Below are 3,704 nucleotides of genomic sequence, written 5' to 3'. Positions count from 1 at the left end.
CAAGGTAAAATTCGTAAAGTACAAGGGGCTCGTTTTTTTGTTCGCAGTCGCTAAACTCAACGTTCGGCTTCTATAATACATAACTAAAGGAGATCAAATGAGTAATGGATTATTTGGAATTGAGCGCGAGACCATTATTTCTAACTCGAAGGTTCGCGACATTTTCACGCCCTTTAGCCCCATTGACATAGTTGAAAATTTACTTGGTCGAGAGAAAGAGGTGTCTCAAATAGTAGGGGTAATAAATTCACCTGGTCAACATGTTCTTCTTTACGGTGACAGAGGAGTTGGAAAAACATCTCTTGCTATAATCTCCCATCTGCTCATAAAGAATATGAAAATAATACGCGGGAAATTTTTTATTAAAAGATGTTGCTCTGATGATAGCTTTGCATCAATTGTTCAATACCCTTTAAAATCAATAGGTATTGACTATGAGCTGAGTGAAATAACAGAATCACATACACAAGGCGGAGGAGCTAAAATTAAAGCTGTCATAGCGGAAGGTGGCGCGAATTCAAAACGAACTAGATCATGCAAACGCGTTGTAGAAATCAATCCAAGTTCACCAGCCTGGGTGTCTGAGAGATTAAAAGATTTGAAAGGAGTTTTTCTTATAGATGAGATAGACGCTCTTCCAAGAAAAAATGATAAAAAGAGAATAGCTGAGCTTATCAAACTGCTTAGTGATAGCAGATCCCAATTTAAGCTAATAGTCGTTGGTATTGCAGATACAGGAGATGAGCTAACAGCTGGACATCCATCAGTGGAACGTTGCCTTAAGGAAACACACCTTGCCAGGATGGAAGATGTGGCTTTACGGAATATTATTGTTGAGGGGATGAAAAAACTCCAAATAACCCCAACAGAAAAAGTTATTGACACTATAGTTGATATTAGCGCAGGCTACCCACATTTTACGCATTTGGTTTGTTTGAAATGTGCCGAAAATGCGATTGTTTCCAAAAAAAGAACTGTTAACATGCCCGACCTAGAAGAAGCGCTTAAAGATGCTGTTAAAGAATCTGAAGGGGCACTAAAAAGACGCTTTGAAAGCACTCTCAGAGGCACAAAAAATGAGGCGGAATATCGATGTATTTTGCTCGCCGCAGCGCATTGTTCGATTCCAGAGTTCACACTTTCTGCTCTAAGGTCAAAGCTCTTAGACCGATTTAATATTAACATACCGCAAAGAGTTGTAAGTAGATATATGTCGAACATGATTGTTTACCGTGGAAAAGGTGTTTTTGACCGAGTTAGTAAGGGCGTCTATAGGTTTTCAGACCCAAGAATGCCGAGCTTTATAAAAATGATTGAAGTTCAGCGCAGCATTGCGCAATGACGAGGTTGCGAATTAAACTCCTGTCACCCAATGCATTATATGCCGATCTGGCCGAACCATGCAGTGGAGCGGCCGCGACTAAGCACGGCATTCTTTCTGGGACTATTGTTCGCGCGCCCCTCACCGCTATGTTGGCCACCATAAGTTGTAGGATGATATGTCTATGGAAGTCCGTAAGAACAAGCCAAGGGTATTCTTGTCACACTCTAAACCAGATATCGAATTTGTCAGACAAATTCGTAACGATCTTCAAAAATGCCAGATAGACACATGGCTTGACGAAGACGATATACGTCATGGAAAGCCATGGCTTGATTCAATTTTTGAGGATGGTATCCCAACTTGTGATTCAGTAATTGTGTATTTCAGTTCGCATGCTCTACAATCACAAATGGTTAAAAAAGAAATAGACGCAAGCATACTATCGCAGCTATCCGATAAACGAATAGCCTTCTTGCCATATGTCGATAGTGCATCAGTTCGAAAGGGCTTAAGACCGGACATTCAAGCCTTGCAGGTACAAGTATGGAACTCAGAAAACTATCATGACATCATTCCAAAAGTAGTGGCTGAAGTATGGCGCAGCTTTATGGAAAGAAGCGTACATATTGCAACTCAAGAAGAACAAAATCGCAGATTGCGGCTTGAATTAGAGCTTCAGAAAACAAAGCAGGGAAGATCCGGAAATGTTTTTTCTGATAGCGAGGAGGCTGATTTTAAATATATATGGGACAATATAGATAGGGAAAGCGAGGTGGTTGTAGAGGAAAATGAGGTGATGATTTCACAGGAGGACAAATCCCGAAAGCCAATGGCAATTGGTCAACATATACTTTCTCTAAATTTAGGAAGTCTAGTAGGTCAACTAATTTCTTTAAATCGTACCCAATACCCTTCCCATATTAGAAGTGACATAGAAAAACGATGTATTGTATTTCTATCCAACAGCCGAAAATCAGAAAATAGGATTTCATTTTCTGTTAAAAAATTTGAAGACCCCTGCAATGAACTATTAACGTATGGCTTGATTCAAGGTGTATATGACCCTCCTCCAATGGAAGCAAATGGTGTTAGGGGGACAGTAAGGTCAATCTTGTCAAGGTTTGGTCGTGAAAGATTTCCTTATACAGAAAAAATGTATAGATTTAGGTACTGGTTAGCAGTCAATGAGAAACTATCAGATGAGATCAATATTACACTAAAACAAGTAAAAAAGATTGGCCAACAATAGTTTGCACTCGGATTGCCTTCACGCTGCCGCGTTCCGGCAACGGGTGAAACTGACGTTAGGGCCTCTAAAGGACCTGCTCATGTCAACTATGTGGAAATCTTATGAGGAAGTCGCCGCTTACCTCCTCAATCAGTTTGCGGAGCACTTCGGGCTTGGACGATTCGAAGGTAAACAGGTCGTAGCAGGTGAATGTGGAACTGAATGGGAGATTGATGCCAAAGGGTTCTCTGACGATGGGAGCCATTTCATAGTTGTCGAATGCAAACGGCATACAAAAAGTGGCATTAATCAAACTATTACCGCTGGCCTGGCTTGGATCATTCGGGACACGGGCGCGTCCGGTGGAATCCTTGTGTCACCGATTGGTCTTCAGGAGGGAGCAAAGAAGGTGGCCGCCAAAGCTGGAATCCACGAAGTCCTCTTGGATCCGAATTCGACTACGACTGACTATGTGCTGAAGTTTCTCCATCACGTTTGCTTGGGCTTCTCTGACATAGTCAACTTGAACGTTACGGACAGTCTAACCATCGCTGTCAAAGATAAAAATGGAAACATCGTAGAAACCCTTTAGTCTAACCGCTAACAGGTAAGGTCGCGAATGGGCATGTATTTTAACGAATAGTCCTCAGCGAGGTTAAAAAAATTCCCGTGCGCAGCACAGTTGATACTGTTAGAAAAAAAGGAAAGATAATGAAAGAGATAATAGAGGTTGTCTATAGCGACCTAAAGAGAGAATGGGAGAATGGAAACTACTTTAATGCGCTTGCCAAGGGTTACTTTGCCCCTTACACGGCATTGTTTAAAGTTGTGGGAGATTTTCTAACGACGGATGCCACTCTTACTAATGATGATGGTGCTAATATCGAGAAGATCATTCTCGCAGGTAAAAAGGCTAATGCAAAATCGATGAGAGTGAAAATTAACAAAAAAGAACTGACTGGTGCTGATGCCGCACTGGGAAAGATCAGATCAAAATCTAATATTAAAGCAATAATTGGGAAAGAAAGCGAAACTGAGTATTGGATTGAGGTTGAGTATGCGTAAAATTTTTTCTAACCCATAATTCAACCGGACGCGGGACAGCTGCTTTCTTTTAAACGCAACATTGATCACCGCGCCGGTTAATTCATC

The 3,704-nt window shown here is 41.3% G+C and carries 4 protein-coding genes; all 4 read left to right on the top strand.

Annotation, left to right across the window (positions count from 1 at the left end):
* Nucleotides 1–97: 97 nt before the first annotated feature.
* Nucleotides 98–1,342, top strand: a complete 1,245-nt coding sequence (locus MRX98_RS21510; RefSeq protein ID WP_246915132.1) for an nSTAND1 domain-containing NTPase — start codon at nucleotides 98–100, stop codon at nucleotides 1,340–1,342.
* 163 nt (nucleotides 1,343–1,505) lie between these two features.
* The gene (locus MRX98_RS21505; RefSeq protein ID WP_246915129.1) at nucleotides 1,506–2,573 is read left to right on the top strand and encodes a toll/interleukin-1 receptor domain-containing protein; all 1,068 of its coding nucleotides are present in this window, start codon (nucleotides 1,506–1,508) and stop codon (nucleotides 2,571–2,573) included.
* Nucleotides 2,574–2,652: 79 nt separating this feature from the next.
* Entirely contained in the window at nucleotides 2,653–3,144 is a 492-nt protein-coding gene (locus MRX98_RS21500; protein ID WP_246915127.1) for a hypothetical protein, read from the top strand.
* 119 nt (nucleotides 3,145–3,263) lie between these two features.
* A complete protein-coding gene (locus MRX98_RS21495) occupies nucleotides 3,264–3,617 on the top strand; it encodes a hypothetical protein (protein ID WP_246915124.1) in 354 nt (117 codons plus the stop codon).
* The last annotated feature ends 87 nt before the right edge of the window (nucleotides 3,618–3,704 follow it).

The sequence above is a fragment of the Desulfatitalea alkaliphila genome, assembly GCF_022968795.1.
Taxonomy (GTDB): domain Bacteria; phylum Desulfobacterota; class Desulfobacteria; order Desulfobacterales; family Desulfosarcinaceae; genus Desulfatitalea; species Desulfatitalea alkaliphila.
The sequence above is the reverse complement of the archived record's forward strand: the minus strand, read 5'-3'. Positions and strand labels throughout refer to the sequence as shown.